Origin of the sequence: Nonomuraea sp. NPDC050478 (assembly GCF_044458265.1) — a bacterium.
Classification (GTDB): Bacteria; Actinomycetota; Actinomycetes; order Streptosporangiales; family Streptosporangiaceae; genus Nonomuraea; species Nonomuraea ferruginea.
Genome location: NZ_JBITHT010000007.1, coordinates 321395 through 347029 on the forward strand (window position 1 = coordinate 321395; position 25635 = coordinate 347029).

Genomic DNA, 25635 nt, shown 5'->3' on the forward strand with positions numbered 1-25635 from the left:
CAACGACAACGTTAAGCACTAATCTAACCGAGAAGGCAACGATTAACCAACACGTTAACGACTTGGACGCGACGCTGGCCGCGCTCGCCGACCCGACCCGGCGCAAGGTGATCGACCTGCTGCGTGACGGCCCCCGGCCGGCCGGGGAGCTGGCGGAGGCGGTCAGCATGAGCGCGCCCGCGCTGAGCAGGCACCTGCGGGTGCTGCGCGCGGGCGGCCTGGTACGCGCCGAGGCCGGCGGCGACGACGCCCGGCTGCGCGTCTACACCCTGCGGCCCGAGCCGTTCACCGCGTTGCAGGCCTGGCTCGACCAGGTGCAGGCGTTCTGGGCCGAGCAGCTCGGCTCGTTCAAGGACCACGTGGAGCGCGGCCGGTGAACACCGTCAGGGCCGGCGTCACCGTGCCGGTGGACCCCGCGACCGCCTTCCGGGTCTTCACCGACGAGATCGACGCCTGGTACGTGCGCGGCCGGCACAGCTGGGTCGACCCGGAGCGGGCCGTCGGCATCCGGTTCCAGCACGGCTACCTGCGCGAGCTGTGGTCCGACGGCGGCCACGTCGACACCGGCCGGATCCTCACCTGGGATCCGCCGCACCGCCTGGTCTGGGCCGACCTGATCAACCCGACCGGCCGGATGGAGATCGAGGTCGCGTTCACCGAGGTCGACGGCGGCACCGAGGTGACGCTGGAGCACCGGGGCCTCGACACGCTGCCGCCCGACGTGGCCGGGCGGATCCGGCGCGGCTACTCGTGGAACATCGTGCTGGGCTGGTTCGCCGGCCGGTGGGCCTAGCGTTTGCCGTACTTCTTGTGCACGGCCTGCTTGGTGACGCCGATCGCGTGCGCGATCTGCGCCCAGGGCAGGCCGGCCACCCGGGCCCGCCGCACCTGGACGGCCTCCACCCGCTCGATCTCGCGGCGCAGCGCGGCGGTGGCCTGCAGCGCGCGCAGCGGGTCTTCGTCCTGGGCCTGCCGCACCAGCTCGGCCAGATCGTCCGCCATGGTCTAAAGGTAGTCCAGCAACAGCCGGGTGACCTCCTCCGGCCGCTCCAGAGCGGGCAGATGGCCGGCCCACTCCAGTTCGACCAGCTCGGCGTCCGCCAGCCGGCCGGCCAGGTGGCGGGCGCCGGCGCGGAAGTACGGCAGGTCGTACGGGCCGGTGACGATCAGGGCGGGCACCGTGATCGCGTCGAGGTCGTACTCCGGCGAGAACTGCGAAGGCTCGGGGTCGGCGGCCAGCTGCCCCGCGAACGCGTGCCGCTGCATCTCCACCACCCGCCGCCGGGTGGCCTCGTCCGCCTCCGGCCCGAGCCAGGTGCGGGCGTTCAGCTCGGCGGCGCCCTCGACGTCGCCGGCCTCCAGCAGCCGGTCCTCCTCCTCGCCGAACGCCACCACGTCCTCGGTCTCGGGCAGGCCGGAGCCGGGGTTCATGAGCACCAGCCGGGTGGCCAGGCCGGCCAGCTGCAGCGCGACCCGGCACCCGTACGAGGAGGCGACCAGCGCCGCCCGCTCGACGCCGAGCTCGGCGAGCACCTCGGCCACGTCGCCGGCGTCACTGTAGGGCCGGTCGGCCTGGTACGGGGTGTGGCCGAACCCCCGGTAGTCGACCCTGATCACCTGGAACCGCGCGGCGAGCGCGTCCCACTGGCCGTCCCACATGCCGGCGTCGGCGGCGCTCGACGGCAGCAGCACCACCGGCTCGCCCTCGCCCGCCCGCTCGTACCAGATCGTCATCGGCCCTCCAGCGCCAGTCGCACACCCAGCCCGACGAGGACGGCGCCGGACACCTGCTCCAGCCGCCGCTTGACCGCGGGCCGCCCGAGCAGGTCCTTGGCCCGGGTCACCGCCCACACCAGCAGCCCGTACCAGAGCATGTCGACCAGCACCCAGACGACGGCGAGCGTGACCAGGGTGAGCGGCACGTCAGCGCCCTGCGGCACGAACTGCGGCAGGAACGACATCGCGAACACCGCCGCCTTCGGGTTGGCCACGCACGTGCCGAGCCCGGCCAGGTACGCGCGGCGGCGCCCGTCCACCGGCGCGACCTCGACGGCGGCGGCCCCGCCCTTACGGGCCTGCCACAGCGCCTGCGCGCCCATCACCACCAGGACGACCGCGCCGGTGACCCGCATGGCGTCGTAGGCGAGCTGTGAGGCGAGCAGCAGCGCCGACAGGCCGAAGGCGGCGGCCAGCCCCCACAGCAGGATGCCGGTCTCGTTGCCGAGCGTGGCCGCCATGCCGGAGCCGCGGCCGGAGCGGAGCGTCTGGCGCAGGATGACGGCGGTACTGACGCCCGGGGCCATCGCCACCAGGACACACGCGCCGATGAACGCTAGGAGATACATACCGGGCATCGTGCCAGGAACGGGCCCGACTTACTCATACATTTTCCGCAGCTCCGCCACCGCCTCCACCATCAGAGCGCGCAGTTCGGGCGGGCCGAGCACCTCCACGCCCGCGCCCATGCGCAGCAGCAGCCAGCGGGCGTGGGTGATCGACTCGACCGGCAGGGTGAGCGTCCGCCACCCCTCGGCGTCGGGCTCGGCGGCCCCGGCCAGGGCGCCCGCCACCACGTCCTGGCCCATCGTGTAGGCGAGCAGCTCCTCCATGCCGGGGGCGAGCCTGATGTCGGCGGTCGCGGTGTACATCCGCTCGCGGAACTCGGCCGCGTACGCCTTCCAGAACCCGGCCAGGTCGAAGCCCTCCGGCCGGTCGAAGCGGCCGGGCTCGGCGGCGAGGGTGAGGACGCGCGCCACCCGGTAGGTGCGCGGGCTCTCGCCGGGCGGTGCGGCGACCAGGTACCACGACCCGCCCTTGAGCACGAGCCCGTACGGGTGGACGAGCCGCTCGACGACCTGCCGCCCCCAGCGCCGGTAGGTCATCCGCAGCGGCCGCTGCGCCCACACCGCCTCGGCCACCTCGCTCAGGTGGGGCACGTCGTCGGGCCCGCGGTACCAGCCCGGCACGTCCAGCAGGAACCGCTCGCGCATCCTCGCGGCCTGCGAGCGCGGCTCCGGCGGCAACGCGGCCAGCAGCTTCAGCTCGGCGTTGGCGGCCAGCTCGGCCATGCCCAGCTCGGCGGCGGGGCCCGGCAGCCCGGCCAGGAACAGCGACGACGCCTCCTCGGCGGTCAGCCCGTTGAGCCGGGTGCGGTAGCCGTCGAGCAGCTGGTAGCCGCCGGCGGGGCCGCGGTCGGCGTAGACCGGCACGCCGGCGGCCGACAGGGCCTCCACGTCGCGGTAGATCGTACGGATCGACACCTCGAGCTCCTCGGCCAGCTCGGGCGCGGTCATCCGGCCGCGCGTCTGCAGCAGCAGGAGGAGGGAGAGCAGACGGCTGGCGCGCATGCACCTATTGTAGAGCGCACATTGTCCATGTTTATATGAACATATGGATCGTTTACATCGCATACTCAACGCCCTGCGGACGAACGACACCGTCTCCGTCGCCGAGCTGGCCGAGGAGCACGGGGTGTCGGAGATGACGATCAGGCGCGACCTGGAGGAGCTGTCCCAGCAGGGGGTGGTGCGGCGGATCAGGGGCGGCGCGCTGTCGCTGCTGCTGCGCGGCGAGGAGCCGCCGTACGCGCTCAGGGAGCGGGAGGCGGTGGAGGCCAAGCGGCGCATCGGCGCCGAGGCGGCCTCGCTGATCGCCGACGGGGAGGCGGTGGTGCTCGACGGCGGCACCACGGCGGCCGAGGTGGGGCGGGCGCTGGTGGACCGCCGGCTGACCGTGGTGCCGCTGGCGCTGCAGGTGGTGTCGCTGCTGTCGGCGGCGCCGCGGGTGCGGCTGGTGCTGCCCGGCGGCGAGGTGCGGCCGGGCGAGCTGAACTTCATGGGCCCGCTGGCCGAGACGTCCATCGGGGCGCTGCGGTTCGACACGGCGGTGGTGGGCTGCTGCGGGCTGTCGGCCGCGCAGGGGCTGACCGCGCACGACCTGCCGGAGGTGGCGATCAAGCGGGCGGCGATCGCGTCGGCCCGGCGGGTGATCGCGGTGTGCGACTCGGGCAAGTTCGCGCGCACGGCGTTCGGCGCGGTGTGCCCGATCTCGCGGCTGGACGTGGTCGTGACGGACGACGGGATCCCCCGCGAGGAGCACGACGCCCTCCTCGCGGCAGGGGTCACGGTCCGCGTCGTCCAGGAACCCTCGTGACCGCCACACCCGGCCGCGCCCCCCGGCCCCCTGAGAACCCCGAGACCGCCGCACCCGGCCACAACCGCCGACCTCCCCAGGACCCCGCGACCGATCCGGTGGGAAGTGGCGGTGCGGGAGGCGGGGACACGGGCCTCGACCCGGGCGACGTCCGGCGCGCCAGGGTCGCCGTCTACCTGCTGTTCCTGCTGGCGGGGGCCGCGATAGGCACCTGGACGGCCCGGATCCCGGCCATCAAGCAGGACCTCGGGCTCGGCGAGGGCGAGCTGAGCCTCGCGCTGCTGGGGCTGGCGGCCGGCGCGATGGCGGGCATGCAGGCGGTCGGCCGGCTGGTGGACCGGTTCGGCAGCGCCCGTGTGATGATCCCCGCCGCGCTGCTGCACGGCCCCGCCCTGGTCGCCCCCGCGTACGCGGTGAACCTGGCGACGCTGGCGCTGGCCCTGCTGGCCTTCGGCGCGGTGCACGGCGTGCTGGACGTGTCCATGAACGCCAACGCGGTGGTGGTGGAGCGGGCGTGGGGGCGGCGCGTCATGTCCTCCTTCCACGCCGTCTTCAGCCTCGGCGGGTTCGCGGGCGCCGCCGCCGGCGGGGTGTTCGCGCAGGCCGGCCTCTCCCCCGCGGTCACGTTCTGGTCGGCAGGCGCGGCGATCACCGCGCTCGCGCTGTGGGCGTCGCTGTGGGCGCTGCGCCCGCCGCCGGTCAGGGAGCCCGCCGGGCCGGGGAGCCGGCCGAAGGGGATCGTGTTCCTGGGCGTGCTGGCGTTCTGCTGCCTGGTCGGCGAGGGCGCGGCGGCCGACTGGAGCGCGGTCTACCTGCGCGAGCACATGGGGGCCGCGGCCGGCTTCGCCGCCGCCGGTTACGCCGCCTTCTCCATCATGATGACGGCGGGCCGCCTGGCGGGCGACCGGCTGGCGGCCAGGTTCGGCCCGGTGCCGCTGGTCCGGGCGTGCGGCCTGCTGGCGGCGGCCGGGCTCGGGATGGCGCTGCTCGTCGGCCACCCGGTGGCGGGCGTGGCGGGGTTCGGCCTGTTCGGGGCCGGGCTGTCGTGCATCGTGCCGCAGGTTTTCTCGGCGGCCGGGCACCGCGACCCGGCCTTCGCGGGCCGGGCCCTGGCCAGGACGGCGAGCATCGGCTACCTGGGCTTCCTGTCGGGCCCGGTGCTCATCGGCGCCGCCGCCGAGCTGACCGGCCTGCCCCGGGCCCTGGCCATCCCCGCGATCCTGGCCGCCTTCGTCGCCCTCGCCGCCGCCGCCCTGCGCGCCCGCTGACGGTGTCCGTACGAACGCGTCACCTGATCGTCAGCCGAACTGCTGCCAGGCGAGCCGGGACACCATGGCCGCCACGACGCAGAGCAACACGATCCGGACGAAACCCGTGCCTCGCCGGATCGCCATGCGGGCGCCGGCCTGGGCGCCGGCGATGTTGCAGGCGGCCATGCCGAGGCCGAGCACCCACAGCACGTGGCCGTGCCAGCCGAAGAACAGCAGGGCGCCGATGTTCGTACCGGTGTTGATGATCTTCGCCGAGGCGGAGGCGGAGACGAAGTCGAGGCCGAGCAGGGCGGTGAACGCGATGATCAGGAACGTGCCCGTGCCGGGGCCCATGATGCCGTCGTAGAAGGCGATGGCCACGCCCGCCGTCAGCACCGCCACGGTCACGCGGGCCCGGGTGCGGAGCTGCGGGCGGGCGACCGCGCCCATGGCCGGGCGCAGGGTGACGAACGCCGCCACGCCGAGCAGGATCACCATCACGAGGGGCCGCAGCACCTCCGCCGAGATCGCCGCCGCGGCCGACGCGCCGAGCGCCGCGCTGAGCACGGCCAGCCCGGCCGCGGGCAGCGCGACCGGCCGGTCCACCTTGGTGGTGCGGGTGTACGTGACGGCGGCGGACGCGGTGCCGAACACGGAGGAGAACTTGTTCGTCGCCATCGCCTCGACCGGCGCCACCCCGGCCATCATCAGCGCGGGCAGTTGCAGCAGCCCGCCGCCGCCCACGACGGCGTCCACCCAGCCCGCTCCGGCGGCGGCCACCAGCAACATCAGGACCTGCTCCAGCGGCACGCCACTTCTCCCCCGAGACCCCGACAAATCCCCGCAAGCGTAGCGACCTTCGTCCAGCGCCGGAGGGCACGGGTCCAGGGCTTACAGGTGCGGGCGCCCGGAGCCCATCTTCCGGGCGCCCGCGGCTCAGCGGGCGGTCACCAGGGACCGCTTGCGGGAGGCGTAGATGTCGTCGATCAGCCGGTAGGTGCGCGCCTGCTCGGCGGTGAAGACGCGGTCACGCTCGATGTCGCGCCTGATCTCCTGCGCGGTGCGCCCGGTGTGGCGGGCCAGGATCTCCTCCTGCTGGTCGCGCATCCGCAGGATCTCCCTGGCGTGGATCTCCAGGTCGCTCGACTGGCCCCGGCCGCCCTCGGTGGCCGGCTGGTGGAGCAGGATCCGGGCGTGCGGCAGCGCGGCCCGCTTGCCCGGCGTGCCCGCCGCCAGCAGCACCGCCGCCGCCGAGGACGCCTCGCCGACGCAGACGGTGTGGATCTCCGGCCGGACGAACTGCATCGTGTCGTAGATGGCGGTCATCGCGGTGAACGAACCGCCCGGCGAGTTGATGTAGAGGTTGATGTCCCGGTCGGGGTCGATCGACTCGAGCGTGAGCAACTGGGCCATCACGTCGTTGGCCGCGGTGTCGTCGATGGGGGTGCCGAGGAAGATCACCCGGTCCTCGAAGAGCTTGTTGTACGGGTTCATCTCCTTGATGCCGTACGAGGTGCGCTCGGTGAAGGACGGCAGGACGTATCGCCCGCTCATGTCAGTTCATCCCTTCGGCGATGTGGTCGACGAATCCGTACTCCAGAGCCTCCTGCGCGGTGTACCACCGATCGCGGTCGGAGTCGGCCTGGATGCGCTCCAGCGGCTGGCCGGTGTGGTGGGCGATGATCTCGGCCATCCGCCGCTTGGTGTAGATCATGTTCTCGGCCTGGATCTGGATGTCGGTGGCCGAGCCGCCGATGCCGCCGAGCGGCTGGTGCATCACGACGCGGGCGTTGGGCAGGGCGTAGCGCTTGCCGGGCGCGCCCGCGCACAGCAGCAGCTGCCCCATCGAGGCGGCGAACCCCATCGCGACCGTCGCCACGTCGCACGGCACGAACTGCATCATGTCGTACAGCGCCATGCCGGCCTGCACGGAACCGCCCGGCGAATTGATGTAAAGCGTGATGTCGCGCTTGGGATCCTCGGCCGCCAGCAAAAGCAGCTCACCGCACAGCCGGTTGCATATGTCGTCGTCGACTTCCTGGCCGAGAACGAGGATGCGTTCCTTCAGAAGGCGCTGGCTGAGCTGGTCAGGCCATTGCGTGCGCGCGTTCTCCGTCATGGACGTCGCCCTTTCCGACTCGAACCAATTGCATGGTCGACGCTAGACCCGCGCGCCCTCGACTAAGGAATCTTTTCGCCTTGGGCGCATTTCTCCGAAAGCGCATTCCACCGAGAGCGAATAAAGCTCGACATAGAATCACCGGTGTGACATGGAATCGGCGCCTGGCGCGGCGGTGGGCGTGCCTGATCCTCGGCGGGGCGCTGCTGATGCCGTACATGATGGCCGGGGTGCTGATCGCCGGATGGGCGCAGCGGGAGTCGACGACCCTGCTGTTGCTGCCCCTGCAGCTCGGCGTGTTCGCCGCGGCGCTGCCGGTGGTGGCGCTCACCGGGCTGTTCCTGCCGGTGCGCGCGCTGGAGGTGAACGCGGCGCAGAGCCTGCTCGGCGTCGCGGTCGAGACCGCCCCGCAGGAGGGCCGGCGCTCCTGGCAGGAACGCCGGCGCACCGCCGCCTGGTACACCCTGCACCTGGCGATCGGCGGCTTGGCCAGCGGCTGCACGCTCGCGATCGTGCCGTTCACGGCGGTGACGATGGCGCTGCCGTTCACCGGCGATCCGGCCGACGTGCTCGGCGTGCGCGTGCAGCCAGGCTGGTCGGCGATCGGCTGGCCCGCCGCGGGGCTGGCCATGCTGGCGCTGCTCGTCCTGCTCGTGTCCGCGTCCGGCGGGCTGCTGGCCAGGCTCGCCCCGGCGCTGCTCGGCCCCACCCCGGCCGAGCGGCTGGCCGCGGCCGAGTCGCGGGCCCGCGTGCTGGCCCAGCGCAACCGGCTGGCCCGCGAGCTGCACGACTCGGTGGGGCACGCGCTCAGCGTCGTCACGCTCCAGGCCGCCGCCGCGGGCCGGGTCCTCGACCGCGACCCCGGCACCGCCAGGACGGCGCTGGCGGCGATCGAGCAGTCGGCCCGCGCCGCCCTGGAGGACCTGGACCACGTGCTCGGCGTGCTGCGCGCCGGCGACGACCGCGACCGGGCGCCGCGGGCCACCCTGGCGGACCTGGACGCGCTGGTGCGCTCCACCGGGGCCGAGGTGCGGCAGGAGGTGGGCGACCTGTCGTCCGTGCCCGCCGTGGTCTCCCGCGAGGCCTACCGGATCGTCCAGGAGGCCCTCACCAACGCCATCAGACACGGCCGCGGCCCGATCAGCCTGTCGGCCCACGTCCGCGACGGGGACCTCTGCCTGCGGATCGGCAACCGCACCGGCGCGAACCACGGCACGCGGGGCGGGGGCAGAGGGCTGGAGGGGATGCGGGAGCGGGTCAGGCTCCTCGGCGGCGAGATCACGGCGGGGCCTGACGGGGGCGGCTGGCGGGTCTCGGCCCGGCTGCCGCTACGGTCGGAGCCATGACGATCAGGGTCGTGCTGGCCGACGACGAGGACCTCATCCGGGCCGGGCTGCGGATCATCATCGACACCGAGCCGGGCCTGGCCGTGGTCGGCGAGGCCGCCGACGGCGCCGCGGTGCTGCCGGTGGTGCGGCGCGAACGGCCCGACGTGGTGCTCATGGACGTGCGCATGCCCGCGCTCGACGGCATCGAGGCCACCCGCCGCCTGACCGCCCTGGAGGAGCCGCCCAAGGTCCTGGTGGTGACCACGTTCGAGAACGACGACTACGTGTACGACGCGCTGCGCGCCGGCGCCGACGGGTTCCTGCTCAAGCGGGCCAGGCCGGAGGAGCTGGTGCGGGCGGTGAAGCTGGTGGCGTCCGGCGAGTCGCTGCTGTTCCCCGCCGCCATCCGCGCGCTCGCCGCGCGACGGCCCGGCGCCCGCGTGCCCGGCGTCGACCGGCTGACCGGGCGCGAGGGCGACGTGCTGCGGCTCATGACCAGAGGGCTGTCCAACGGCGAGATCGCCGCCGAGCTGGTGGTGAGCCCCGAGACCGTCAAGACCCACGTCGGCAACGTGCTCACCAAGCTCGGCGCGCGCGACCGCACGCAGGCGGTCATCGCCGCCTACGAGTCCGGCTTCGTCTCCCCCGGCTGACCGGCGCGCCCCTGCCCGGCCGTACGGACGATCTCGGCGACCGGCAGCCCCGACAGCTCCGCCACCGTCATGCCCGTCCCGGCCAGCGCCCGGTCCACCAGCCGCAGCCCCACCGCGTACCCGGCCATGTTGGGGATCCCCTTGGGCTCCTGCCCGAACGCCCGGGTCGCGTCGTCGCCGAGCACGTACGCGGGCGTGTTCCACATGCCCCGCAGCCCGAAGTCCGCCATGATCCGCTCGTACGCCAGGTCGAAGTCCGCGCCGGTCACCATCGACGACCACGGCCCCATCGCCTCCGGCCCCGACAGCTCGCGCACGAACGCCTCCGCCAGCCCTTCGGAGATCACGTGCTCCCCGACGGTGACGTTCTCCGGGTCCCACTCCACGTTCGTGTACCGCACGTTGTGGTGGAACTCGTGCACGGCGCAGTGCGCGATCCGCCCGATGACCCGCTCGTCCGGCCAGGCCAGCAGGTAGAGCCAGCCGGGGGCGCCGCCCATGCCGTAGTAGCCGCCCGCAGTGCCCATCAGATGGGCGTTGTCCGGGTTGCCGAGCACGAACATCACCTGCAGCGTCTCGGCCTGCTTCAGGTGCCCCAGCGCCGCGGAGGCGCGCTCCAGCTCGCGCTCCACCTGGCCCAGCACGTCCGCCGCGGCGAGCCGGTCGAGCGCCTCCAGGTAGCGGGGGTCCTCGCCGTCGACACGGAAACCGCCGCCCTGGTGGTGGATGTCGACGATGTCGCCGGGCATCGGGATCACCTCGCGCATCGGGGCCAGCATCTCCCGCAGCGCGTCCGGCCGCCGCTCCAGCGGCTCCCCGAGCGTCGCGGCCATGGCGGAAACGGTGTCGTGAACGATGAACTCCATGATGGCGAGGCTAAAGCCTCCCGTTACGGGAGAGTCAAAGCTGCGGATCCTGCGAGGAGTCGTCACCGGGCGAGCGGCCGGGCGTCTGCTCACCGCTCTGCGACGGCGAGGGCGACGGCGACGGGGTCGGCTCCTGCGGCTCCGGCGAGGTCGGCGTCGGCGGCGGGGTCGGCAGGAACTGCGTCGGCGGCAGCGGCTGCGGCATCGGGTCGCCGCCGGAGCGTCCCAGCAGCATCAGCAGCAGGAACACCGTCACCAGCAACAGCAGCAGCACCAGGGCCAGGGCCGCCATCAGCACCCGATTGCGCGTCTCGGTGAGCGGCCGCCGCCTGACCGGCGGCGCCAGCGCCGGCGCCCGGTCGGTCAGCCAGTACGGGACGAAGTCCGGGCCGTGCGCCTGCCCGATGAGCGTGCCGCCCACCATCACCGGGTCCAGGAACCGCTCGGCCCCCGGGCGGCCCGGCGCGTACGGGACCGCCACCCACGGCGCCCGGCCGGTGTTGATCGCCAGCACCGGCGGCGTCTCGTCCAGCACCGCGGTCCGCGACCTGCCGCCGCGCCCGAACCAGCCGCGCACGCCCGGCCGCTCCTGCTCCGGCGCCGCCTGCCTGATCGCGGTGACGAACCGGTCGCGCGCCGCGGGGTCGAACGCCGCGCCTCTCGTCAGCAGGGCCAGTGAGACCGCGCGGCCGTCGGGCCCCTGGCCCAGGTAGACGAAACCGGCCGGGGCGGTGTGCAGGCGCGCCTGCACCACGTACGGCCCGAGCCGTGGTGGATCGCCGTACTGAAGCGGACTGGCCACATCTGCCATGAAAGCACAGACGTGGCGTCGTGCACGTTTGCGACACCTTTGGTGGAATAGCGTCATGAGCGTCGCCGAAGAGTTGCCAGGCGGAACGGACGCGGACGTGCTGCGTCAGACCCTCGACGAGGTCCGGCGGGTCATCGTCGGGCAGGATCACATGGTCGAGAGGCTGATCGTCGCGCTGCTGGCGCGTGGTCACTGCCTGCTGGAAGGCGTCCCCGGCGTCGCCAAGACCCTCGCCGCCTCGACCCTGTCCACCGTCGTGGGCGGCACGTTCGCCCGCATCCAGTTCACGCCCGACCTGGTGCCGAGCGATATCGTCGGCACCCGCGTCTACCATCCGTCCACCGAGAAGTTCGACGTCGAGCTGGGCCCGGTGTTCGTCAACTTCCTGCTCGCCGACGAGATCAACCGCGCCCCCGCGAAGGTCCAGTCGGCGCTGCTGGAGGTCATGGCCGAGCGGCAGGTCACGCTCGCGGGCGTCACCCATCCGCTGCCCAGGCCGTTCATCGTGCTGGCCACCCAGAACCCGATCGAGTCCGAAGGCGTCTACCCGCTGCCCGAGGTGCAGCGTGACCGCTTCCTGTTCCGGGTGCGGGTGCCGCACCCGAGCGCGCACGAGGAGCTGCAGATCCTCCAGCGCATGAGCGTCACCCCGCCCGCGCCCTCCCGGGTGCTCGACCCCGAACGGCTGACCGCGCTGCAGGAGACGGCCGAGAACGTCTCGGTCCACCAGCTCGTCGCCGACTACGTCGTCCGGTTGGTCATGGCCACCCGCTCCCCCGCCGAGTACGGCCTGCCCGACCTGGTCGACACCATCGAGGTCGGCGTCAGCCCGCGCGCCACGCTCGGCCTCGTCTCCGCCGGGCGGGCGCTGGCCGTGCTGCGCGGCCGCGACTACCTGCTGCCCGACGACGTGCGCGACGTGGCCGTGGACGTCATGTCCCACCGGCTCATGCTCACCTTCGACGCCCTCGCCGACGGCGTCGACCCCGAAGAGGTCGTACGCCAGATCCTGCACGCCGTCCCCCCGCCCCTCGTCGTCTGGAACCAGAACCGTTGAGCCGAATGAGCACCGAATGAGCACCGAATGAGCACCGAATGAGCACAGCCGAACAGGCCCTGCGCCGCCTGGAGCTCACCGTGACCCGGCGGCTCGACGGGCTGCTGCACGGCGCCCACCAGGGCCTGCTGCCCGGCACCGGCAGCGAGGCCGGCGACAGCCGCGTCTACGTGCCCGGCGAGGACGACGTGCGGCGCATGGACTGGAACGTCACCGCCCGCACGACCGTCCCGCACGTGCGCGACCTGGTCGCCGACCGCGAGCTGGAGACCTGGGCGCTGGCCGACCTGTCCCCCAGCATGGACTTCGGCACCGCCGACACCGACAAGCGCGACCTGGTCGTCGCCGCCGTCGGCGCCATCGGGTTCCTGTCCAGCCGGATGGCCGACCGGTTCGGTGCGCTCGTCATCCACGACGAGCACATCCACCGCATGCCCGCCCGCACCGGCAGGCCCGCCCTGTACGGGCTGCTCAGCGCGCTCATGGACGCCCCGCGCGGCCAGGTGGTCGCCGACCCGCCCGACCTCGCCGAGGGCATCGACGTCCTGGCCGCCACCCGCAGGCGGCGCGGCATGCGCGTGATCGTCTCCGACTTCCTGGATGCCGCACCCACCCTGGACCCCGACGCGGAACGCCCCTGGGAGCGCCCGCTGCGCCGCCTGTCGGCCCGCCACCAGACGCTGGCCGTCGAGGTCATCGACCCGCGCGAACTCGAACTGCCCGACGTGGGCCGCGTCGCGTTCGCCGACCCGGAGACCGGGAAGGTACGCGAAGTGCACCTTTCCCCGAAAATCCGCCGCGACTACGCGGAGGCCGCCGCCCTCCAGCGGGAGGGCACCCGCCTCGCGCTGCGCCGTGCGGGCGTCGGACACCTGGTGCTGCGCACCGACCGCGACTGGGTGTTCGACGTCGCCCAGTTCGTCCTGCGCCAGCGGCGCATGAGCCACCTGGCACACCGGAAGGTGAACCCTTGACGTTCCTGTCGCCCGCCTGGCTGTGGCTGTTCGTGCTGGTGGTGCTCCTCATCGCCGGTTACGTGGCCGCGCAGTTCGCCCGGCGCCGCTACACCGTGCGCTTCACCAACCTGGCCCTGCTCAACCTCGTCGCGCCGAGCGGCCCCGGCTGGCGCCGCCACGTGCCCCCCGTGCTGTTCCTGGTCATGATGTCGCTGCTGGTCGTCGGCGCCGCCCGGCCCGCCGGCGAGGTACGGGTGCCGCGCGACCGCGCCACCATCATGATCGCGCTCGACGTCTCGCTGTCCATGGACGCCGGCGACGTCGAGCCCGACCGCATCTCCGCGGCCAAGACCGCCGCCCAGGCGTTCGTCCAGGAGCTGCCCGACCGGTTCAACGTCGGCGTCGTGGCCTTCGCCCGCGCCGCCAACGTGGTCATCTCCCCCACCACCGACCACCAGGCCGTGGCGACCGCCATCGGCAACCTGAGCACCCGGCCAGGCACCGCCATCGGCGAAGCGGTCTTCAACTCGCTCGACGCGGTCCGCTCCTTCGACCAGGACGCCACCAGCGACCCGCCGCCCTCGGCGATCGTACTGCTGTCCGACGGCGACAACACCTCCGGCCGCTCGGTCCGCGAGGCCACCGACGCCGCGCAGCAGGCCCACGTGCCGGTCTCCACGATCGCCTACGGCACCCCCGACGGCACCGTCTCCATCGACGGCCGCCCGGTGAACGTCCCGGTCAACAAGCAGACCCTGCAGGCGCTGTCCGACGGCACCAGCGGCCGCGCCTACACCGCCGAGTCCGGCAGCGAGCTGCGCGAGGTCTACGAGCAGATCGGCACCTCGCTCGGCTACAAGGTGGTCGAACAGGAGATCACCCAGCAGTTCATCCTGGCCGCGCTCTTCGCCGGGCTGCTGGTCGGGGGCGCGGCGGTCTTGTTCGGCAGCCGGATCCCGTAACGTTCTCCGCTGTGGGGCACTACTTCTCCGAACGGCCGGGGGCCGAGAGCAGGCCGGGTCAGGCCGACCTCGTCCTGCCCGACCTCCATCTGCGGCTGGAGACCGACAGCGGCGTGTTCTCGCCCGAGCGGGTCGATCTCGGCACGAAGATCCTGCTGGAGACGGTCCCGCCGCCGCCCCCGCACGGCGACCTGCTCGACCTCGGCTGCGGCTACGGCCCGATCGCGCTGACGATGGCCTCCCGGGCGCCCGAGGCGACCGTGTGGGCCGTCGACGTGAACCGGCGGGCCGTCGAGCTGACGGCGCGCAACGCCCGGGCCGCGGGCCTTGACAAAGTAAGGTCGATGCATGTCGACGAGGTCCCCGACGACGTGACGTTCCAGGCGATCTGGTCCAACCCCGCGATCCGCATCGGCAAGGCGGCCCTGCACGACATGCTCACCAGGTGGCTGACGCGGCTGGCCCCCGGCGGCGCCGCCCACCTGGTCGTCCAGAAACACCTGGGCTCCGACTCCCTGCAGCGCTGGCTCGGCGAGCAGGGCTGGCGGGCCTCCCGCGAGGCCTCCAGGGCCTCCTACCGCGTACTGAAGGTCGAAAGATGAGAAGGCAGCTGCGCCCCACCGACGTCAAGCGGCTCAACCGCACCTGGCGCAGGAACACCGCCAACCGCCTGGCGCTGATCCTGGAGTCGGTCACCGGCCCGTTCAACGTCGGGTCGATCTTCCGTACCGCCGCGGCGTTCGGCGTGGAGCAGATCTGGCTGGCCGGCAACGCCACCCCGCCCACCAACCCGAAGGCGGGCAAGACCGCGCTCGGCACCGACCGGCTGGTGAAGTGGCACGACCCGGTGCCCGCGCTGGAGGCCGTCAAGGCGGCCAGGGAGGACGGCTTCACCGTGATGGCGGTCGAGCTGACCGCCGAGGCGGTGCCGCTGCACCGGGCCGCGCTGGGCCGCGACGTGTGCCTGGTCGTCGGCAGCGAGGACCACGGCTGCTCCCCCGCGCTGCTGGACGCCGCCGACGGCGTCTGCTACATCCCGCAGGTGGGTCGGGTCGGCTCGGTCAACGTGGCGGTGGCGGCCGCCATCGCGCTGGCCGAGGCCCGCCGCCAGGAGTGGCAGAATCTACCCGATTCGTAATCTTTTTGTTCACCCGTGGAAGGCATACTTCAGACCGTGCTCAGCCGCCGATTCGCCTTTCTCGACCATCCGGGCCCGCTGGCCTTCGCCCACCGGGGCGGGGCGCTGGAGGGGGCGGAGAACTCCTTCGAGGCGTTCGATCGGGCCGTGCGGCTCGGCTACACCCATCTGGAGACCGACGCGCACGCCACCTCCGACGGCGTGCTGCTCGCCTTCCACGACCACACGCTGGACCGGGTGACCGACCGGCGGGGCCGCGTCTCGGAGCTGCCTTACCAGGAGGTCAAGCGGGCCCGCGTCGGCGGCGTCCACGAGATCCCGCTGCTTGAGGACCTGCTGGGCACCTGGCCGGAGATCCGGTTCAACATCGACGTGAAGGAGCCGGGGGCGATCGCGCCGCTGGCCGAGGCGATCCGCCGGACGAACTCCTACGACCGGATCTGCCTCACCTCGTTCTCCGACGAGCGGCTGGTGCTGGCCAGGGCGGCGCTCGGGCGGGAGGTGTGCTCGGCGCTCGGGCCGCGCGGCGTGGCCGCGCTCCGGGCCGCCGCCGCCACCTCCGGCTACGGCCGCCTGCTGGCCAGGCTGAAACGCGCGGCGATCCCGTGCGCGCAGGTGCCGGTCGGCTTCCGCGGGCTGCGGGTCGCCACCCGCCACCTGGTGCGGACGGCCCACGCGCTCGGCATGCAGGTGCACGTCTGGACCATCAACGACACCCCCCGGATGGAGCGCCTGCTCGATCTGGGCGTCGACGGCATCATGACCGACAACATCACCGGGCTGCGCGACGTCCTGGAGCGGCGCGGCCAGTGGCATCCCGGCCGCATGGCCGCCTAGGAGCGACTCCACAACATGTCCGTACCCGCACCCCCCGCGGCCTCCGACCCCGCCTCCGAGTCACCCGCCGTACGCCGGCGCGAACAGCGCGGCTGGTACGTCTACGACTGGGCCAACTCCGCCTTCTACACCACGATCATCTCCGTCTTCCTCGGCCCGTACATCATCGAGGTCGCCAAGACCGCCTCGTGCGCCAAGGACTTCGCCCAGGTCGACGCCGCCACCTGCGCGGCCGGCTTCGACCGGCTCGCCGCGCAGAACCCCGGCCTGGGCTACGTGGACGTGCTCGGCATGGACATCCGGCCGGTCGCGTTCTTCGGCCTGATCACGACCGTGGCGGTGCTGCTGCAGATCGTGGTCCTGCCGATGGTGGGCGCGCTGGCCGACCACACCGGCCGCAAGCGGGAGATGCTCGGCGTCTTCGCCTACGTCGGCGCGCTCGCCGCGATGGGGCTGTTCTTCGTCGAGGGCGACCGCTACATGCTCGGCGGCTGGCTGTTCGTCATCGCGAATGTCGCCTACGGGGCCTCGGTCGTCGTCTACGACTCGTGGCTGCCGCAGATCTCCACCCCCGACGAGCGCGACCGCGTGTCCTCGCGGGGCTGGGCGATCGGCTACCTCGGCGGCGGGCTGCTGCTGGCGCTCAACCTGGTGCTCTTCCTGAGCCACGAGAGCCTGGGGCTGACCCAGGGCGAGTCGGTGCGCATCGCGATGATGTCGGCCGGGCTGTGGTGGGCGACCTTCACGATCGTGCCGCTGCTGCGGCTGCGCAACCGGCCGGCGCCGGCGCACGAGCACACCGCGCTCGCGTCGGTGGGCGGCAGCTTCCGCCAGCTCTGGCGGACGCTGAAGGAGCTGCGCCGCTACCCGCTGACGCTGCTGTTCCTGGTGGCCTACCTGGTCTACAACGACGGCATCCAGACGGTGATCGGCAACAGCGCGGCCTTCGCCTCCGAGGCGCTCAAACTGGACCGCACGGTGCAGATCACCGCGATCCTCATGGTGCAGTTCGTGGCGTTCTTCGGGGCGCTGCTGCTGGGCAGGCTCGCGGAGCGGTTCGGCACCAAGCGCACGGTGCTGGCCAGCATCGTGGTGTGGACGGTGATCGTGATGATGGCGCTGTTCGTCCGCGAAGGGCAGGCGGTGCAGTTCTACCTCATGGCCTTCGCCATCGCGATCGTGCTCGGCGGCACCCAGGCGCTGTCGCGCTCGCTCTTCTCCCAGGTGATCCCGAAGGGCCGGGAAGCCGAGTACTTCAGCCTGCTGCAGATCAGCGACAAGGGCTCGGCGTTCATCGGCGCGCTGACGGTGACGATCGCCCTGCAGCTCACCAACAGCTACCGCATCGCCATCATGTCGATGGTCGTCTTCTTCGTGCTCGGGTTCGTGCTGCTGGCGCTGGTCAACCTGCCGAAGGCGATCCGCGCGGCGGGCAACGAGGTGCCGAGGAACCTCTGACGAGCGGGCGCGGCCCCGAACTCCTCGGCGGTATAGCGATTGGATCTCCCCGCGGGTGGGAATCCCATCACGGTACCAAGCGTTACACACCGTGGGAGACAGACCCCCCACGCATGGGGGCCCTGTAGGAGGCATTCAAACATGGGCGAGCGCGCGCTTCGTGGCACCCGGCTCGGGGCAACCAGCTACGAGAACGACCGTAACACGGATCTGGCCCCGCGCCAGGAGGTGTCTTACACCTGCCCCAAGGGGCATCGCTTCGAGGTTCCGCTTGCCGCCGAGGCTGAGATTCCCGCGACCTGGGAGTGCCGCATGTGCGGCGCGACCGCGGTGCGGGTCGACGGCGAGCAGCCGGAGTCGAAGAAGACCAAGCCGCCGCGGACTCACTGGGACATGCTCCTCGAGCGGCGGTCCATCGAAGATCTGGAAGAGGTGCTCAACGAGCGGCTGGCGGTCCTGAGGGCCCAGCGCCGCAAGAGCGCCTGACATCACTCTCACGGTGAACCCCCGGGCCGGCGGCCCGGGGGTTTTCTGCTGCGCGCGTGACCGGCGGCGTCGCTAGTCGCGGTCCTCGCGGATGACCTCGCCGTGCACGACCTTCCCGCGCGGCGCGCCGCCGTGGGGACCGGCCTGCGGGACGTCCGCGCGCACCGGCCCCGCGGACTGGGGCGGGAACATGTTCGCGTACGGGGAAGCCGCCGCCATCCGCTTGACCCGCCGGTCGAAGAACCACCCGCCGAGCCGCCGCATCCCCGGCCGGGTGAACGGCAGGACACACGCGAGGCCGACCACGTCGCTGAGGAATCCCGGCATCACCAGGAGCACGCCGCCCACCAGCACGAGCGCCCCGTCGGCCAGCTCGCGCTCGGGCATCACACCGGTGCGCATCGACTCCTGCAGCCTGTGCCAGGCGCGGCGTCCCTCACGCCGCACCAGCCATGAGCCGAGCAGCGCCGCCGCCGCCAGCAGGCCCACGGTCGGCCAGCCGCCGATCACCGACCCGACCTGGATCAGCAGCCACACCTCCAGGATGGGGATCGCCAGGAAGGCCAGGAAAAGCAGAAGCCGCATCGTCGCCTCGTTCTGTGCACATCAAGGACACGTCTAGGTAGAACAACGCCCGGAACCGTCCTCGCGTTCCTGCGGTCAGGAGCGCCGGCCGCGCAGCCGCGCGGGCAGCCCGACGAGCCCCCACTGGAAGATCCGCCAGAACGCCTCGGCCATCACCCGGCCGCTCATCTTGCTGGTGCCGACCGTCCGCTCGACGAACGTGATCGGCACCTCCGCGACCCGCAGCCCGTGACGGCAGGTGCGCAGGGTCAGGTCGACCTGGAAGCAGTAGCCCTGCGACTCCACGTCGGCCAGCCCGACCTTCTCCAGGACGGCCGCCCGGTAGGCGCGGAACCCCGCGGTGGCGTCGCGGACGGGCAGGCCGAGCATGATCCGCGTGTAGAGGTTGGCGCCCCGGGACAGGAGCTCACGCGTGGCCGGCCAGTTCCTCACCTTGCCGCCCGGCACGTAACGCGACCCGATCGCCAGGTCGGCCCCTTCGGACAGCGACGTCAGCAGCTTGTGCAGCTCCTCCGGCTGGTGCGAGCCGTCGGCGTCCATCTCCACCAGCACGTCGTAGCCCTCGCCCAGCCCCCACCGGAACCCCGCGATGTAGGCGGCGCCGAGCCCCTGCTTGGCCGGCCGGTGCAGGACGTGCACGTGGTCGTCTTCCGAGGCGAGCTCGTCGGCGATCTTGCCGGTGCCGTCGGGACTGTTGTCGTCGGCCACCAGCAGGTGGGCCTCGGGCAGCGCGGCCCGCAGCCGCTCGGTGATCGACGGCAGGTTCTCGCGCTCGTTGTAGGTCGGGACGATGACCAGCACCCGGCCGAGCGTCTCCATCGTCAGTCGTCCCCCATCATCCGGTCGGCCCGGCGCCCGCGCCGGGCGGCGACGACGGTGGCCGCCGCTCCCAACATCATCAATGCCCACTCGGGAGCCGCGCCGACCCTCGTGGCGATCGTCTGTTCGGTGCGTATCGGCACGGTTACAACGGTGCTGTCGGCAACCAGCTCCCTGGTTTGCCACGAGACCTTACCGTCCGGCGTGACGAACGCGGAGATGCCTGTCGTGGCCGCCGTCACGACCGCCCTGTTGTGCTCGACCGCCCGCAGCTGGGACATCGCCAACTGCTGGGCGGGCAGATTGGACAGGGCGTAGGAGGCGTTGTTGGTCTGCACCACCAGCGGCGTGCCGCCGGCCCGCACGGTGGCCCGCACGGTGCCGTCGTAGGCCACCTCGTAGCAGTTGACGGCGCCGACGGTGACCGGGCCCATCTTCAGGTCGCCGGGTCCGGTGCCGGGGACGGACTGCCTGCCGACCAGGTTGGCGCGCTCGTACAGGGCGAGCACGAGCTCCTTGAACGGGGTGTACTCGCCGAACGGCACCAGGTTCTGCTTGTCGTAGTAGTCGCCGGGACCGGTGGCGGGATCCCACACCAGGCTGCGGGTCGCGCGATGCTCGTCGCCGATCGCCACGACCGCGCCGACCAGGGTGGGCACGCCGATGTCGCGCACCGAGTCGTGGATCGTGCCGTAGGCGAACGCGTCGGTGTAGGGGTCGATGTCGGTGGAGTTCTCCGGCAGCACCACCAGGTCGGGCGCGGGCAGCTCGCCGGCGCGGACCCGCCCGGCCAGCCGCTTGGTCTCCTCGGCGTGGTTCCTCAGCACGACGGCGGGCTCGTCGCCGAAGATGTGCATGCCGCGGCCCGGCACGCTGCCCTGGACGATGCCGACGTTGACCGTGCGGCCCTCGTCCGGCGGCCTGGGCACGGCCAGGGCGACGACCGGGACGGCCACGGCCAGCGCGACCGGCACCCCGCGCAGCAGGCCCGTACGCGGCCGTACGAGCACCGCGTGGGCGATCAGGGCGCCGCACACCACCACGGCGAACGAGACCAGCGGAGCGCCGCCCAGCGCGGCGTACGGGGTGAACAGCGACTCGCCCTGACTGAAGGCCACCCGCGCCCACGGGAACCCGCCGATCGGGACGAGCCCGCGCGCCCACTCCATCGCCACCCAGAGCGCCGCGAACCACACCGGCCACAGCCGCAGCCGGAGAACCAGCGCCGCGGCGGCGGCCATGGCCGCGTAGAACAGGCTCTCGACCGCCACCAGCATGATCCACACGTCGACGCCGATCGTGCTGACCCAGGCCAGCGCGGGCGTCAGGAACACGGCCGCGGCGACGTAGCCGATCCACGCCGCCCTCCTGGGCCACGCGCCGTACAGGGAGGCGACGATCAGCGCCAGCCCGGGCGGCGCGCACAGCCACCACCCGAGCGGCGGGAACGCCAGATAGAGCAGCACCCCACCGGCCACGGCGGCGCCCAGCCGGGCGGCCAGCACCCGCCGCGACTCCCCCACCGTCCGCCCCCGCCGCTTCCGCTTCCGCCCTTCCGGCGGCCCATCATCACTGGGACGAGAGCCCTCACGTTCGGCCGGAGGCGGCCGTTCGCCGTCCGTGGGGGCGGCAGAGCCGGTGAAACTTTCAACGGCCGGGGCGGCGGATGAGGGCGTGGGCGGGCCGCTCCCGTCTCCGGGGGTGGCCGGTCGGCCCGTCTTCTCCTGCACCACTGCGGGGTCTCCTCGCGATCCGCACGCCTTGCTATGCGAAAACGCTACCGCCCCGGAGGCGCTCTCCGGTCATGCCGGACGCGGCGACAGGGTGATCCCGCGAGGAACGGGACCACCCGGCGCACTGACGAGCCCGGCGCACGGGAACGGGAAGAGGGCCCGGAAACCCTTCGGACCGGACCCGTCTCGTCGGCGGCGAGCGCGGAATTCCGTTGTCTACTGGGCTCCCGGGCCCGTCCCGGGTCCAACCCCCCGCCCGGTTGGGGTGCCCCGACTCGACGGACCGACGGCCCTGCACCTGGCTGTGTGGACGAAGCCACGCTCCGTCACGGACGCAGGATCCGGCGATGTCAGAGACGGCCAACCGGCCAAGTCCCGTGCTGGACTGGGCAGCAAACTACCGACTCAGCCTCAGATGTCAACCGTGTCCCGATCAGCAGAAACATCAAGTTTTCCCAGGTGGGCGGCCATTACCCGGCACGGCAGGCACCCCACCGGCACTGCCGGAGTCTCCATCGGGCCGCCTCGCCAAGCCGCGCAAAGCATCTGAGAGCGGGCGATCGTGGACCACGCCCAGCCGCTGCGTGGCACGGGTGAGCGCCACGTACAGATCGCTGGTGCCGCGCGGCGACTGGGCCGCGATCAGGTCCGGCTCGGCCACGATCACCGAGTCGAACTCCAGCCCCTTGGCATCGGCCACGCCGAGCACGGCGACGGGCGCGTCGAGCGCCTCCGCGCCGCGGGAGCGCCCGGCGCCGGGGGTGACGACCACGGCGCCCTCCACCGACTCCCCCAGCGAGGCGAGCAGCTCGTCGGGCGCCACGACCGCGACCTTGCCCCCGCCTGCCACCTCGTCCGCGACGATCGCGGGCAGCTCGGCCAGCGGCGCGGCCCACGGGCTCGCCCCGATCTCGCGGACCGACCGCGGCGCCTCCAGGCCGGGGTCGATGGTGGCGAGCACGCGGGCGGCGACCTCCATGAGCTCGACGGGCGTGCGGTAGTTGACGGTCAGCCGCTCCTGGCGCCACCGCCCGGCCACGTACGGGTCGAGCACCTCGGCCCAGGAGCGCGCCCCGGCCGCCGAACCGGTCTGGGCGATGTCGCCGACGATCGTCATGGACCGGGTCGGGATGCGCCGCATGACGGCCCGCCAGGCCATCGGCGACAGCTCCTGCGCCTCGTCCACGATGACGTGACCGTAGGCCCAGGTGCGGTCGGCGGCGGCGCGTTCGGCGGTGGTGAGGTGCGGGCCCTCGCCGCGCTGGCGCTCGGCCAGCCGTTCGGCCTCCATGACGTCGGACAGCCCGGTCAGCTCCAGCACCTCGCGGGCGTAGGCGAGCTCGGCCTCGCGCTCGTGCTCCTCGGCCTGACGGGCCGCGGCCAGCTCCTCCTCCGCCGCCATCGCGCTGGCCCGCAGCACCTGCTCGTCGATCTCGCCGAGCAACTCGGCGGCCTCGTCCAGCAGCGGCACGTCGGACTCGGTCCACTCGCCGCCCCGGGCCCCGTCGCGCCGCAGCAGGGCCCGTTCCTCGGGCGTCAGGCCGGCGGCGGCGTAACCCAGCCGGTCCGGCGACCCGTACAGGCCGAGCAGCAGCCGCTGCGGCGTGAGGTAGGGCCAGAGCCGGTTGAGCGCGGACCTGACGACCGGCTCGGTGCGCAGCTCCTCGCGCAGGTCGGCCAGCTCGTCGTCGTCGATCAGACCCTTGCCGATCTGTCGGGCGGCCTGCCGGGCCAGCGCGTTGAGCAGGGAGCGGACGAACACGGCGCGAGCCTGGTTGTGCGGGCGGCGGGAGCGGGCGGCCTTGTTCGCGGCCGACTCCAGCATCTTGCGGTCCATGGTCAGGGTGTAGCGGCCGAGCCGCAGCTCGACGGGCTTGCGCGGGACGCGCTGGCGGTCGCGCACCGCCCTGGCGATCACCTCGGCCATGCGCAGGTCGCCCTTGACCGCGGCCACCTCGGGCTTGTCCCTGGCGGTCGCGGTCAGCCCGGGATAGAGCTCGCCGACCGCCGACAGCAGCACGTCGGTCTCGCCGAGCGAGGGCAGCACCTGCTCGATGTAGCGCAGGAAGGTCAGGTTGGGGCCGAGGATGAGCACGCCACGGCGTTCCAGCCGCTCCCGGTGCGTGTAGAGCAGGTAGGCGGCGCGGTGGAGCGCGACGACGGTCTTGCCGGTGCCGGGGCCGCCCTGGACGACGAGCACCCCGTTGAGGTCGGACCTGATCACCTTGTCCTGCTCGGCCTGGATGGTGGCCACGATGTCGCGCATCCGGCCGGTGCGCCGCTCGTCCAGCGCCGCCAGCAGGGCGGCCTCGCCGTTGAGCGTGGCCCGGTCGTCCTCGGTGAGCGCGTCGAGGTCGAGCAGGTCGTCGTCGACCGCGACGACCGTGCGGCCCCGGGTCTGCAGGTGGCGACGCCGGGTGAGGCCCATGGGAGCCGCCGGGGTCGCGCGGTAGAACGGCTGCGCGACCGGGGCCCGCCAGTCGATGAGCAGGCGCTCCTGCTCGTCGTCGGTCAGGCCGAGCTTGCCGATGTAGAGCCGGCCCTCGTCGACGTGGTCGAGCCGGCCGAAGACCAGGCCGCGCTCCACCGCCCACAGCCGGGCCAGCCGGGAGGCGTACATGTCAGCGAACGTGTCGCGCTCCGACCGGTTCTGCATCGTTCCGACGGCGCCGGACGCCAGCACCTCCTTCAACTGGTGCTGGGTGCGCTCGCGCAGCTCGTCCAGCCGCTCGTAGAGGCGGGTGACGTACGCCTGCTCCCTGGCGAGTTCCGATTGACGGGTTGCCGCCAGACCATTATTGTGGTTAATGGGACACTCCGGGCCATTCTGCTTGTTGTTACGACAAACGACGAGATTAGCACGCCTGTCGCGGCGCTCTCCCGCGTTTCACTCTCTCCCCTCTCCCGTGCGGCCCCTTCATTCTGCGCGATCCTCTCTGCGGTACGGTCACGGGTTCGCCGCACCTCTTGACCGGACGCCCCGGCGCTCCTTACGGTCACCTTCGGTTAGGAAAGTTTCCTAACCTCCGGGGGAAGAGGTGACAGTGAGCGGTTCCGTACCGGGCACTCCCAGTCTGCTACGCGCGATCAACGATCGCGCGGCCCTGCGCCTGCTTCTGGAGCGCGGGCCGCTCACCCGTCCCGAGCTGGGCGCGCTGACGGGGCTGTCGAAGCCGACGGCGTCGCAGTTGCTGCTCCGCCTGCGCGAGGCGGGGCTCGTGGTGCTGGACGGGGTGCGGGAGGGCTTGCCGGGCCGTACCGCCGAGGTGTACCGGGTCAACGCGGCGGCGGCGTACGCGGCCGCGCTGGACGTCACCTCGGGCAGGATCGAGGCGCGGGTGGCGGACCTGACGGGGGCGGTGGTCGGCGAGCACGTGCTGGAGCCGCCCGGCGGCGACCTGATCGGCGGGCTGCGCGCCGCGCTGGCCGGGGCGCGGCCTCCCGCGCCGCCGCGCCACCTGGTGATCGGGGTGCAGGCGGCGGTCGACCCGACGACGGGGCGGCTGGGGTACGCGACCGCCGAGGACATGCCCGGCTGGCACGTCGACGACCTGGTGGACCGGCTGTCCATGGGGCTGGGCGTGCCGGTGTCGGTGGAGAACAACGTCAACCTGGTGGCCCTGGCGGAGCGGGCGCACGGGGCGGCCGCGGGCACACCGGACTTCGTCCTGCTGTGGGCCGACGCGGGCATCGGCTCGGCGATCGTCCTCGGCGGCCGGCTCCACCGTGGCGCGACGGGCGGTGCGGGCGAGGTCGGCTACATGCCCGCGCCGGGCGCGCCCACGGCACGCGAGAGCGGCCCGTACGCCGACCACGGCTTCCAGGCGTTGTCCGGCGGCGCGGCGGTGCTGCGGGTCCTGCGCCGGCACGGCATCCCGGGCGCGGACCTCCGCGAGACGGTCAGGAACGCGGCCCGAGCCGCCGAGGACCCGCCGGCGGGACCACCGCAAGAGAGCACGGCGGCGAACCCGCCGGACACCCGCATGGCCGGCGCGGTGGACGCGGTGCCCGCGGGTTCGGGTGAGGCGGCGTTGCGGGAGGTGGCGGGGCGGCTGGCGGTGGGGCTGGCCGCGATCACCTCGGTGATGGATCCGGCGCTGATCGTGCTGACCGGCGCGGTGCCGCTGGCGGGCGGGGAGCCGCTGCGGCGGCTGATCGAGGAGGAGCTGCACGCGCTGACCATCGCCCGCCCGCGGGTGCGGCTGTCGCAGGTGGCGGGCAACCCCGTGCTGGTGGGAGCGCTCGACCTGGCGCTGGCCACGGTGCGGGACGAGGTGCTCGACTCCACGGGCGTGACGGGTTGACGTCACGCCCTCGACCGCTTCGCCGCCGCCGAGGCCGCGAAAGCCCGGCTGCCTGCCCGCTTCGTCCACCTTTGACACTGTCGTGGGCGTGACAGAGTAGGCCTGTCCCTGGCGTGTCACG

28 protein-coding genes are annotated in these 25635 nt (G+C 72.8%); 15 read left to right on the forward strand and 13 right to left on the reverse strand.

Annotated features, from left to right (window positions below; all coding sequences use genetic code 11):
- Positions 1–62 precede the first annotated feature (62 nt).
- Positions 63–377, forward strand: coding sequence for a helix-turn-helix transcriptional regulator (locus ACIBF7_RS34320; RefSeq protein WP_246640116.1), 315 nt, complete (start codon positions 63–65; stop codon positions 375–377).
- A complete protein-coding gene (locus ACIBF7_RS34325; RefSeq protein ID WP_397199015.1) occupies positions 374–793 on the forward strand; it encodes an SRPBCC domain-containing protein in 420 nt (139 codons plus the stop codon). The genes ACIBF7_RS34320 and ACIBF7_RS34325 overlap by 4 nt, the downstream gene beginning before the upstream one ends.
- Here ACIBF7_RS34325 and ACIBF7_RS34330 read toward each other — a convergent pair.
- Genes ACIBF7_RS34330 through ACIBF7_RS34345 form a run of 4 tightly spaced genes read right to left on the reverse strand, consistent with a single transcriptional unit; the run spans position 790 to position 3347 of the window.
- Positions 790–1002 (reverse strand): hypothetical protein, encoded by a 213-nt coding sequence (locus ACIBF7_RS34330; RefSeq protein WP_148031467.1) that lies wholly within the window; start codon positions 1000–1002, stop codon positions 790–792. The two genes, ACIBF7_RS34325 and ACIBF7_RS34330, sit on opposite strands and share 4 nt — an antisense overlap.
- A gap of 3 nt (positions 1003–1005) precedes the next feature.
- Complete coding sequence (locus tag ACIBF7_RS34335; RefSeq protein ID WP_271277727.1) at positions 1006–1734, reverse strand: alpha/beta fold hydrolase; 729 nt, start codon at positions 1732–1734, stop codon at positions 1006–1008.
- Positions 1731–2345 carry a LysE family translocator gene (locus ACIBF7_RS34340; RefSeq protein WP_397199016.1) on the reverse strand — a complete coding sequence of 205 codons (615 nt, stop codon included), beginning with the start codon at positions 2343–2345 and terminating at the stop codon, positions 1731–1733. Before ACIBF7_RS34340 ends, ACIBF7_RS34335 begins: the two co-directional genes overlap by 4 nt.
- A 30-nt stretch (positions 2346–2375) precedes the next feature.
- The gene (locus tag ACIBF7_RS34345; protein ID WP_397199017.1) at positions 2376–3347 is read right to left on the reverse strand and encodes a helix-turn-helix transcriptional regulator; all 972 of its coding nucleotides are present in this window, start codon (positions 3345–3347) and stop codon (positions 2376–2378) included.
- Between the two features lie 43 nt (positions 3348–3390).
- Here ACIBF7_RS34345 and ACIBF7_RS34350 point away from each other — a divergent pair, with 43 nt between their 5' ends.
- Together ACIBF7_RS34350 and ACIBF7_RS34355 are read left to right on the forward strand one after the other, a co-directional pair.
- A complete protein-coding gene (locus ACIBF7_RS34350; protein WP_219545697.1) occupies positions 3391–4152 on the forward strand; it encodes a DeoR/GlpR family DNA-binding transcription regulator in 762 nt (253 codons plus the stop codon).
- A complete protein-coding gene (locus ACIBF7_RS34355; RefSeq protein WP_397199018.1) occupies positions 4149–5420 on the forward strand; it encodes an MFS transporter in 1272 nt (423 codons plus the stop codon). Before ACIBF7_RS34350 ends, ACIBF7_RS34355 begins: the two co-directional genes overlap by 4 nt.
- Before the next feature lie 30 nt (positions 5421–5450).
- Here ACIBF7_RS34355 and ACIBF7_RS34360 read toward each other — a convergent pair whose 3' ends face one another.
- From ACIBF7_RS34360 to ACIBF7_RS34370, 3 genes are all read right to left on the reverse strand, one after another.
- The gene (locus ACIBF7_RS34360) at positions 5451–6212 is read right to left on the reverse strand and encodes a TSUP family transporter (protein WP_148031461.1); all 762 of its coding nucleotides are present in this window, start codon (positions 6210–6212) and stop codon (positions 5451–5453) included.
- Between the two features lie 126 nt (positions 6213–6338).
- Positions 6339–6956 (reverse strand): ATP-dependent Clp protease proteolytic subunit, encoded by a 618-nt coding sequence (locus ACIBF7_RS34365; RefSeq protein WP_148031460.1) that lies wholly within the window; start codon positions 6954–6956, stop codon positions 6339–6341.
- 1 nt (position 6957) lies between these two features.
- Complete coding sequence (locus tag ACIBF7_RS34370; protein ID WP_148031459.1) at positions 6958–7521, reverse strand: ClpP family protease; 564 nt, start codon at positions 7519–7521, stop codon at positions 6958–6960.
- Positions 7522–7667: 146 nt separating this feature from the next.
- On the opposite strand from ACIBF7_RS34370, the gene ACIBF7_RS34375 reads away from it, so the two are divergent.
- Both ACIBF7_RS34375 and ACIBF7_RS34380 read left to right on the forward strand, forming a co-directional pair.
- Entirely contained in the window at positions 7668–8867 is a 1200-nt protein-coding gene (locus tag ACIBF7_RS34375) for a sensor histidine kinase (RefSeq protein ID WP_397199019.1), read from the forward strand.
- Entirely contained in the window at positions 8864–9502 is a 639-nt protein-coding gene (locus ACIBF7_RS34380) for a response regulator (protein ID WP_397199020.1), read from the forward strand. The genes ACIBF7_RS34375 and ACIBF7_RS34380 overlap by 4 nt, the downstream gene beginning before the upstream one ends.
- On the opposite strand, the gene ACIBF7_RS34385 is transcribed toward ACIBF7_RS34380, so the two are convergent.
- The gene (locus ACIBF7_RS34385) at positions 9472–10368 is read right to left on the reverse strand and encodes a DUF2268 domain-containing protein (protein WP_397199021.1); all 897 of its coding nucleotides are present in this window, start codon (positions 10366–10368) and stop codon (positions 9472–9474) included. The two genes, ACIBF7_RS34380 and ACIBF7_RS34385, sit on opposite strands and share 31 nt — an antisense overlap.
- A 34-nt stretch (positions 10369–10402) precedes the next feature.
- Complete coding sequence (locus ACIBF7_RS34390; RefSeq protein ID WP_397199022.1) at positions 10403–11179, reverse strand: hypothetical protein; 777 nt, start codon at positions 11177–11179, stop codon at positions 10403–10405.
- Between the two features lie 55 nt (positions 11180–11234).
- Here ACIBF7_RS34390 and ACIBF7_RS34395 point away from each other — a divergent pair, with 55 nt between their 5' ends.
- From ACIBF7_RS34395 to ACIBF7_RS34430, 8 genes are all read left to right on the forward strand, one after another.
- Positions 11235–12236 carry a MoxR family ATPase gene (locus ACIBF7_RS34395; RefSeq protein ID WP_148031456.1) on the forward strand — a complete coding sequence of 334 codons (1002 nt, stop codon included), beginning with the start codon at positions 11235–11237 and terminating at the stop codon, positions 12234–12236.
- Positions 12237–12274: 38 nt separating this feature from the next.
- The gene (locus ACIBF7_RS34400; protein ID WP_148031455.1) at positions 12275–13210 is read left to right on the forward strand and encodes a DUF58 domain-containing protein; all 936 of its coding nucleotides are present in this window, start codon (positions 12275–12277) and stop codon (positions 13208–13210) included.
- Positions 13207–14154, forward strand: coding sequence for a VWA domain-containing protein (locus ACIBF7_RS34405; RefSeq protein WP_148031454.1), 948 nt, complete (start codon positions 13207–13209; stop codon positions 14152–14154). The genes ACIBF7_RS34400 and ACIBF7_RS34405 overlap by 4 nt, the downstream gene beginning before the upstream one ends.
- A gap of 11 nt (positions 14155–14165) precedes the next feature.
- Positions 14166–14756: a class I SAM-dependent methyltransferase gene (locus ACIBF7_RS34410; RefSeq protein WP_148031453.1), complete on the forward strand. Its 591-nt coding sequence runs from the start codon at positions 14166–14168 to the stop codon at positions 14754–14756.
- Positions 14753–15292 carry a TrmH family RNA methyltransferase gene (locus tag ACIBF7_RS34415; protein WP_148031452.1) on the forward strand — a complete coding sequence of 180 codons (540 nt, stop codon included), beginning with the start codon at positions 14753–14755 and terminating at the stop codon, positions 15290–15292. The genes ACIBF7_RS34410 and ACIBF7_RS34415 overlap by 4 nt, the downstream gene beginning before the upstream one ends.
- Positions 15293–15328: 36 nt before the next feature.
- Positions 15329–16129, forward strand: a complete 801-nt coding sequence (locus ACIBF7_RS34420; protein ID WP_364230750.1) for a glycerophosphodiester phosphodiesterase — start codon at positions 15329–15331, stop codon at positions 16127–16129.
- Between the two features lie 15 nt (positions 16130–16144).
- Complete coding sequence (locus tag ACIBF7_RS34425) at positions 16145–17587, forward strand: MFS transporter (RefSeq protein WP_148031450.1); 1443 nt, start codon at positions 16145–16147, stop codon at positions 17585–17587.
- A 141-nt stretch (positions 17588–17728) separates the two neighbouring features.
- A complete protein-coding gene (locus ACIBF7_RS34430) occupies positions 17729–18073 on the forward strand; it encodes an RNA polymerase-binding protein RbpA (RefSeq protein WP_043625492.1) in 345 nt (114 codons plus the stop codon).
- A gap of 72 nt (positions 18074–18145) precedes the next feature.
- On the opposite strand, the gene ACIBF7_RS34435 is transcribed toward ACIBF7_RS34430, so the two are convergent.
- From ACIBF7_RS34435 to ACIBF7_RS34450, 4 genes are all read right to left on the reverse strand, one after another.
- Entirely contained in the window at positions 18146–18658 is a 513-nt protein-coding gene (locus ACIBF7_RS34435; RefSeq protein ID WP_148031449.1) for an FxsA family protein, read from the reverse strand.
- A gap of 75 nt (positions 18659–18733) precedes the next feature.
- The gene (locus ACIBF7_RS34440) at positions 18734–19477 is read right to left on the reverse strand and encodes a polyprenol monophosphomannose synthase (RefSeq protein ID WP_219545704.1); all 744 of its coding nucleotides are present in this window, start codon (positions 19475–19477) and stop codon (positions 18734–18736) included.
- A gap of 2 nt (positions 19478–19479) precedes the next feature.
- Positions 19480–21000: an apolipoprotein N-acyltransferase gene (lnt, locus tag ACIBF7_RS34445; RefSeq protein WP_308248983.1), complete on the reverse strand. Its 1521-nt coding sequence runs from the start codon at positions 20998–21000 to the stop codon at positions 19480–19482.
- Positions 21001–21655: 655 nt separating this feature from the next.
- Positions 21656–23893: a UvrD-helicase domain-containing protein gene (locus ACIBF7_RS34450; protein WP_364230948.1), complete on the reverse strand. Its 2238-nt coding sequence runs from the start codon at positions 23891–23893 to the stop codon at positions 21656–21658.
- A 361-nt stretch (positions 23894–24254) separates the two neighbouring features.
- On the opposite strand from ACIBF7_RS34450, the gene ACIBF7_RS34455 reads away from it, so the two are divergent.
- The gene (locus ACIBF7_RS34455) at positions 24255–25514 is read left to right on the forward strand and encodes an ROK family protein (RefSeq protein ID WP_397199023.1); all 1260 of its coding nucleotides are present in this window, start codon (positions 24255–24257) and stop codon (positions 25512–25514) included.
- Positions 25515–25635 lie beyond the last annotated feature (121 nt).

Excerpts from the sequence above, each read along its gene's own strand:
- ACIBF7_RS34340 (WP_397199016.1), bottom strand. The coding sequence starts at position 2,345 with ATGTATCTCCTAGCGTTCATCGGCGCGTGTGTCCTGGTGGCGATGGCC.
- ACIBF7_RS34400 (WP_148031455.1), top strand. The coding sequence starts at position 12,275 with ATGAGCACAGCCGAACAGGCCCTGCGCCGCCTGGAGCTCACCGTGACC.
- ACIBF7_RS34440 (WP_219545704.1), bottom strand. The coding sequence starts at position 19,477 with ATGGAGACGCTCGGCCGGGTGCTGGTCATCGTCCCGACCTACAACGAG.
- ACIBF7_RS34365 (WP_148031460.1), bottom strand. The coding sequence starts at position 6,956 with ATGAGCGGGCGATACGTCCTGCCGTCCTTCACCGAGCGCACCTCGTAC.
- ACIBF7_RS34330 (WP_148031467.1), bottom strand. The coding sequence starts at position 1,002 with ATGGCGGACGATCTGGCCGAGCTGGTGCGGCAGGCCCAGGACGAAGAC.
- ACIBF7_RS34430 (WP_043625492.1), top strand. The coding sequence starts at position 17,729 with ATGGGCGAGCGCGCGCTTCGTGGCACCCGGCTCGGGGCAACCAGCTAC.
- ACIBF7_RS34335 (WP_271277727.1), bottom strand. The coding sequence starts at position 1,734 with ATGACGATCTGGTACGAGCGGGCGGGCGAGGGCGAGCCGGTGGTGCTG.
- ACIBF7_RS34395 (WP_148031456.1), top strand. The coding sequence starts at position 11,235 with ATGAGCGTCGCCGAAGAGTTGCCAGGCGGAACGGACGCGGACGTGCTG.
- ACIBF7_RS34415 (WP_148031452.1), top strand. The coding sequence starts at position 14,753 with ATGAGAAGGCAGCTGCGCCCCACCGACGTCAAGCGGCTCAACCGCACC.
- ACIBF7_RS34390 (WP_397199022.1), bottom strand. The coding sequence starts at position 11,179 with ATGGCAGATGTGGCCAGTCCGCTTCAGTACGGCGATCCACCACGGCTC.
- ACIBF7_RS34385 (WP_397199021.1), bottom strand. The coding sequence starts at position 10,368 with ATGGAGTTCATCGTTCACGACACCGTTTCCGCCATGGCCGCGACGCTC.
- ACIBF7_RS34435 (WP_148031449.1), bottom strand. The coding sequence starts at position 18,658 with ATGCGGCTTCTGCTTTTCCTGGCCTTCCTGGCGATCCCCATCCTGGAG.
- ACIBF7_RS34425 (WP_148031450.1), top strand. The coding sequence starts at position 16,145 with ATGTCCGTACCCGCACCCCCCGCGGCCTCCGACCCCGCCTCCGAGTCA.
- ACIBF7_RS34345 (WP_397199017.1), bottom strand. The coding sequence starts at position 3,347 with ATGCGCGCCAGCCGTCTGCTCTCCCTCCTCCTGCTGCTGCAGACGCGC.
- ACIBF7_RS34380 (WP_397199020.1), top strand. The coding sequence starts at position 8,864 with ATGACGATCAGGGTCGTGCTGGCCGACGACGAGGACCTCATCCGGGCC.
- ACIBF7_RS34370 (WP_148031459.1), bottom strand. The coding sequence starts at position 7,521 with ATGACGGAGAACGCGCGCACGCAATGGCCTGACCAGCTCAGCCAGCGC.
- ACIBF7_RS34350 (WP_219545697.1), top strand. The coding sequence starts at position 3,391 with ATGGATCGTTTACATCGCATACTCAACGCCCTGCGGACGAACGACACC.